Origin of the sequence: Chryseobacterium sp., from assembly GCF_041914225.1 — a bacterium.
Taxonomy (GTDB): domain Bacteria; phylum Bacteroidota; class Bacteroidia; order Flavobacteriales; family Weeksellaceae; genus Chryseobacterium.
Genome location: NZ_JAYSDT010000032.1, coordinates 37190 through 43540, shown reverse-complemented (window position 1 = coordinate 43540; position 6351 = coordinate 37190). Strand labels below are relative to the sequence as shown.

Below are 6351 nucleotides of genomic sequence, written 5' to 3'. Positions count from 1 at the left end.
CTTTCGCGTCGACAGTTTAGCAAACTGCTCCGTTAACCACTCCGGCAACCCTCCTTTTTGTTTATTTTTTAATGATCGTTGTTCCGTTATTGCGAGTGCAAATATAGAACAGATTTCTTTATTTACCAAATAAAATTCAAGAAAATTTTGTGTATTTTTGAAGTAATAAATCATCCAAAAATCAAACTGATGCGTAAGACATTATATATCATCGGATTAAGCACATTTGTTTTTTCATGTACTTCCCAACAAAATGTAAAAAAAAATACGTACAAACCGAAAACCCCGGTAACACAGGCGAAACCAACAGTTCAGACAACACCTCCGGTTGCTCCAAAACCAAAAGTGGTATCTGATCATGGGGGCGACTTTTTTACTACCAATATAGCAGATCCAACAAAAAATGATAATACGGCAAGTTATGGTTCTATTGTGTCTGCAAAACCAGCCGGCTATAAAGTAGTGAAGACCTATTTTCCGGCCGTTGCCCAGAACTTCAGACAGCGTTACTTAATATTACATTATACAGCACTTCCGGACGATAAATCAATTACAGTTCTTACCCAGCAGGCAGTGAGTGCCCATTATCTGGTAAATAATACAGGAGATAACGAGATCTATCAGTTGGTAGATGAGAACAAACGCGCTTACCATGCCGGAGTAAGTGCATGGAGAAATGATAAAAACCTTAATGATACTTCTATTGGTATTGAGATTGTAAATACAGGATATACTACAGATAGCACAGGTAAAAGAACATTTGCTCCTTTTAGTGATGATCAGGTAAAAAAAGTAGCAGCATTGGTTAAAGATATTGTGACAAGATATCAGATCCAGCCTACCAATGTGCTTGCCCATTCAGACATTGCTCCTACGAGAAAGCAGGATCCGGGGCCTATGTTCCCATGGAAAAAACTTTATGATGAATACCAGATTGGAATGTGGTATGATGAAGCAGCCAAGCAGACTTATCTTGAAGCAGCTCAGGCAGACATTACAACAAGATATAATGACTCCAGCTTTATCTTCCTTATCCAGACTTCACTGCAGAAATTCGGATATGCACTTGATCCCAACGGACAATGGGATGATGCTACCAAGAAAACAATTGAGGCATTCCAGTATCATTTCCGTCCTCAGAATTATGACGGGATCATGGATGCCGAAACATGGGCAATACTGCAGGCGTTAAACCAAAAATATCCGGTAAAATAATTCAGATTAAAGCGCATCGGTTAGATGCGTTTTTGCTATCTTTAAACGATCAAAAACAGTAAAATATCTGTAATGGAAAATTTCAGAAAAGAAAGCGATTTATTAGGCGAACTTAATGTGCCTTTAGATGCTTATTATGGGGTTCAGACACAACGAGCTATCAACAATTTTAAAATTTCAGGACAGCTTTTGTCTTCGTATCCGGAGTTTATAAAAGGACTGGCTTTTGTTAAAAAAGCTGCAGCAAAAACCAACTATGAACTGGGACTTTTAGATGAAAACCTGTATTTCAAGATAGCGGAAGCGTGTGATGAAATTGTAGAAGGGAAATATCATGACCAGTTTCCGGTAGATATGATCCAGGGTGGGGCAGGAACTTCCATCAACATGAATGCAAACGAAGTGATTGCCAATATCGTGCTGGAGAAATTAGGCAAAAATAAGGGAGAATATGAATTCTGTTCACCTAATGACCATATCAACCTTTCACAGTCAACCAATGATGCTTACCCTACAGCGATCAAAATGGGATTGCTTCAGATGAATATCGGACTGGTTGAAAGACTTGAAAAAATTATTGAGGCTTTCCGCGCCAAAGGGCAGGAGTTTCATGATGTGATCAAAATGGGACGTACACAGCTTCAGGATGCTGTTCCTATGACTTTGGGACAGGAGTTTGAAGCCTATGCTGCCACTCTGGAAGAGGATATCTCCAAACTGAATAATAATGCGAGCCTTTTCGTGGAAGTGAATATGGGGGCAACTGCTATCGGAACGGGATTGAATGCTCCGGTAGGTTATGCCACGCTTTGTGCTAAAAACTTAGCCCAGATTACAGGATTCCCGATTGTTTCTGCGCCGGATTTGGTAGAAGCTACTCCTGATACAGGATCTTATGTGATCTATTCTTCTGCAATGAAACGTCTGGCTGTTAAACTATCTAAAATCTGTAACGATTTAAGATTGCTTTCATCAGGTCCGAGAGCAGGTCTTTTTGAAATCAATCTTCCGCCGATGCAGCCGGGATCTTCTATTATGCCAGGTAAAGTAAATCCTGTGATTCCGGAAGTGGTGAACCAGGTTTGCTTCAAAGTATTCGGAAACGATCTTACCGTAACTTTTGCCGCAGAGGCAGGTCAATTGCAGCTGAATGTAATGGAACCGGTACTTTCCCATGCTATCATGGAAAACATCAATTTCCTTTGTAATGCTTTGGATACCCTCCGTGAGAAATGTGTGGTTGGAATTACAGCCAACAAAGAAGTTTGCCTGAATATGGTAAAACACAGCATCGGAATTGTAACGGCATTGAATCCTTATATCGGGTACAAACAGTCTACACAGATTGCAAAAGAAGCATTGGAAACCGGAAAAAGTGTTTACAACCTTGTGCTGGAAAAAGGAATTCTTTCCCAGGAAAAACTGGATGAAATCCTTGATCCGAAAAACATGCTGAAACCGCATAACAAATAATTTATAAACAATAATGATCAGTGATAATTGATGCTCTTAGTGGGTTCTTATCATTGATCATTATCATTGATCATTCATCAATTTATCATTCCCGTGAGGTTTTTAATCATAATTCCTGCTCATAACGAAGAAGACAATCTCTCCTTTACTCTTGATTCTTTACAGCAGCAAAGCAGCAAGGATTTTAAAGTGGTGGTTGTGAATGACGGTTCTACAGACAGAACACCTGAAATCATCAGGAAATACACGGAATCAGATTCCCGTTTCGAAACCGTTGCCCTTCAGAAATCAGAACATCAGCCAGGCTCAAAAGTTGTTCATGCCTTTAAAAACGGACTTCAGACTCAATCCCTTAATGATTTTGATATCATCTGTAAATTTGATGCCGATATCATTCTTCCGGATAATTATCTGGAAACTGTAGAAGCGGCTTTTGCCAATAACCCCAAATATGGTTTGGTTGGAGGGCTTCTGTATATAGAAAAAGACGGCAAATGGGTATATGAAGGGAATTCCAATAAGCATCATGTAAGAGGCCCTATGAAGGCTTATCGTAAAGAATGTTTTATGCAGATCGGAGGATTAAGAGAAACACTGGGCTGGGATAATATTGATTCCATATTGCTTGAAAATCTGGGATGGAAGGAAGCTGTTTTACCTGAACTCCATGTAAAGCTGATCAAAGTAAAAGGAGCTGATTACACAATACGTCCTGCCGATTATTACGGAAGATATTTTTATTTCCTTGGGCTGAACAGGTTTCTTGCATATATTGCCGCTTCAAAAGAAGCGATGAAAAGCAAGTCTGTCGGTTTTTTCTTAGACATTGTTAAGTCTTATGAAGGCTGCAGATCAAAGAAACTGGAATTGAAAATTACAAAAGAAGAACAGAAAGCTGCAAATGATCAACGCTGGAAAATGCTGAAGAAAAAATGGCTGAAGATGTAAGATGTGTAAATCCAGGAATTATAGAAGACTTCATGAATCATTGTTGGAAAAATTAAATAGGAACGGGCTTTAACCCATTTAATCAAAAAAAATCCATCGGCTTTAGCCGAAACTTAAGAATGTAACTCCCATCGTGAAAAAAATAGCTTACATAGAAATAGATACCCACGCAGAAATTGCCAAGGCTTTCATGGATATTATGAAAGACTCTCAGGAGTTTTCAGTAGACTATTATTTTTCAAAAAGAATTAAAGATCAGATTAATCATAGTGATGAGCCTGTATTTTTATCAGACAGCTCAATGATCCTGGATCAGTTAAAAGAGAAAGATTATGATCTCGTTGTTATTGGAACGGTTCACCGTTATTTTAATATATTTTTAGCGATAACAAAAAAGTATAATACAGCAGTCATTTCCCACAATCTTAATTTTATCAAAGCATCAAAATTTGATCTGATAAAAAGCGTTTTCAAAGGAGACGTTGTTTTCAGATTAAAACTGTGGCTTAAAGAAGGGCTATTCTACAAAACCAAGGTATATCAGACTTCCGGATCTCTTTTGGTATTGGACGAAGCTTTAATCTCAGAAAAGTATAAGTTTCTACCGCTATTTTATACGAGGGATTTCAACAAAACAAAAAATGAAAATCTCATTATACTTATTCCCGGCGGATTATCTCAAAAAAGAAGGGATTATGACTATATTTTTAAAACTATTCAGAATCTGAAAACTGATAAACCTTGTAAGTTTGTTTTCCTTGGAAAAGCAACCGGGCATGAATTGAAACAACTCACACAGTTGTCTGAAAAATTGCCTGGAAATATTGAAATCACTTATTTTTCTGAAAGAGTTTCATCTGAAGATTTTGAAAGATGGATGCAGAAAGCAGATGTTTTATGGTGTCCGATTCAGCAGGAGACGGAATTTTTCAGCATGAAAGAAACCTATGGAGTGACTAAAATGACGGGGAACCTTGGTGATGCAGTCGCTTACGGAAAATTAGCTGTTTTTCCGGGAAATTATCCTTCAAAACTAGATTTTATCATTCCTGAAAAAGAAAATGTTATTGATCAGCTAACTGAACTTTCAGAAGCTTCATTTGATTTTTACAAAACGTATGGCAGGAAAGAGATCCAGAAAAAACTGGAACAATTTTTACACAGCTTAATCTGATCTTTAGGCTCTTTTCAGTTATTTTAAACCCGGAAATGTTTATTTAATTTTAAATACACTCTTAATAAACCTCATATTCAGGTACTCTTCAACAGGGAATATTTTTGTGAAATAATTTCCAATATAGATGAGGATCAGTACAACTGCAGGCTTGTAAACAAGATTAAGCAGATTGCTGTTGAAATTCGGGAGAACGATCGCTACTGTAATTGCCAGCGTACATATGATGGAAACAAAAATCATTTCAATACTCAACGGCGAAACCTTAAAGACGATATAATTGAAAACGATTTTCACAACATTGTAGATCGTAAGGGAAATTGCCGTAGATAAAGCAATTCCAATAAGTTTGAGATCCGTATTTTTAATGAAATAATAATTAAGCCCAATAGTCAGCCCGGCAAGCAAAAGCATCACCAGGATATTGAATCTGTAATATTTTGACAGTGAAATAATATTTCCATTGAAGCCGGTGGCAAGGTCTATTAATACAGCAGAGCCCCAGATCCATACCACAGGCTCATATTCTCTGAGCATGGTTCCGTTCTTTGGCATAAATTGAGTCAGATAGGGGAAGCCAACCATAATACAGGAGAATAGAACAGCACCCAGGAAATATAATGTTAAAGATGTTTTCTTATGGAACCTGTCCAGCTCTACCATATCTCCGTCTGCCAGTGTTTTATTAATGATAGGAGCAGAAATATTGAATAATCCCAGCTGTGGGATAGAAATCAGTGAAATAAGGGCATATAAAACCGAGTAAATACCTACTTCTTCCATTCCCATAAATTCCCCGATCATAAAACTGTTGATGGCCAGATAATTTCCGAAAGTTCCCAGAAATCCGAAGAAACTGTAATTGAAAAACTCTTTCCAGAAATTATTCTTCTTAAAATAATCTGTGTTAAAATCCAGCTGAATCTTTTCAAGCTTATTGGTGTAATAAATGTAACCCAAAAGCATCAAAAAGAAAATTCCCAAAAAGAAAGCAAACGCAATTTTTTGTGATATTGCTGCACTGATATTCTGGGATAAAGCAAAGAAAAAAAGACAGAATGCTCCCAAATTGGCAATTTTCGGAAATAAATTATCGAAAATATTGGAAACTACAATTCTCTTATAATTGGAAGTATATTTATTAAAAATAGCACAAAATGAAAGGATTAAGATCAGCGGAAGAATCATTTCTTTAATCTTCCATGCCTCTGAATGCCTGAACTTCGGATAAAAATAAGGAAGTAAGAAAAATACCACTGTGAAAATAAGAAAATTGATAAAAACAGTAAGCAGTGATAGTGACAGCATATTCTGCTTTTTGCCATCTCTTTCCACGGTGTGAAAAAACTTTATATTCGAATAGGAGATACCCAATACAACAAAAGGAACCAGCATTTCTACGGTGGGAAGAATGTAGCGCAGCTTTCCATAAAATTCAAAATCATTTGGAAATATGAATATTGCGGAAACGGTGCCCAGCAAAAAACCAATATAACCGATAATGGAATATTTGAAGCCTTGTCTCGCTACTACACTCATAA

At 37.1% G+C, this 6351-nt stretch carries 5 protein-coding genes; 4 read left to right on the top strand and 1 reads right to left on the bottom strand.

The annotated features are described in order from the left end of the window. Nucleotides 1-189 precede the first annotated feature (189 nt). From ACE3RB_RS14185 to ACE3RB_RS14170, 4 genes are all read left to right on the top strand, one after another. Entirely contained in the window at nucleotides 190-1215 is a 1026-nt protein-coding gene (locus ACE3RB_RS14185; RefSeq protein WP_374464803.1) for an N-acetylmuramoyl-L-alanine amidase, read from the top strand. A 72-nt stretch (nucleotides 1216-1287) separates the two neighbouring features. Then, the gene (gene aspA, locus ACE3RB_RS14180) at nucleotides 1288-2688 is read left to right on the top strand and encodes an aspartate ammonia-lyase (protein ID WP_374464802.1); all 1401 of its coding nucleotides are present in this window, start codon (nucleotides 1288-1290) and stop codon (nucleotides 2686-2688) included. Between the two features lie 93 nt (nucleotides 2689-2781). Then, a complete protein-coding gene (locus ACE3RB_RS14175; RefSeq protein WP_374464801.1) occupies nucleotides 2782-3636 on the top strand; it encodes a glycosyltransferase family 2 protein in 855 nt (284 codons plus the stop codon). A gap of 133 nt (nucleotides 3637-3769) precedes the next feature. After that, on the top strand, nucleotides 3770-4810 hold the full coding sequence (locus ACE3RB_RS14170) for a hypothetical protein (RefSeq protein WP_374464800.1): 1041 nt from the start codon (nucleotides 3770-3772) through the stop codon (nucleotides 4808-4810). Nucleotides 4811-4849: 39 nt separating this feature from the next. Here ACE3RB_RS14170 and ACE3RB_RS14165 read toward each other — a convergent pair whose 3' ends face one another. After that, the gene (locus ACE3RB_RS14165) at nucleotides 4850-6349 is read right to left on the bottom strand and encodes a lipopolysaccharide biosynthesis protein (protein ID WP_374464799.1); all 1500 of its coding nucleotides are present in this window, start codon (nucleotides 6347-6349) and stop codon (nucleotides 4850-4852) included. Between the last annotated feature and the right edge of the window lie 2 nt (nucleotides 6350-6351).

Excerpts from the sequence above, each read along its gene's own strand:
- ACE3RB_RS14185 (WP_374464803.1), top strand. The coding sequence starts at position 190 with ATGCGTAAGACATTATATATCATCGGATTAAGCACATTTGTTTTTTCA.
- aspA (WP_374464802.1), top strand. The coding sequence starts at position 1,288 with ATGGAAAATTTCAGAAAAGAAAGCGATTTATTAGGCGAACTTAATGTG.
- ACE3RB_RS14165 (WP_374464799.1), bottom strand. The coding sequence starts at position 6,349 with ATGAGTGTAGTAGCGAGACAAGGCTTCAAATATTCCATTATCGGTTAT.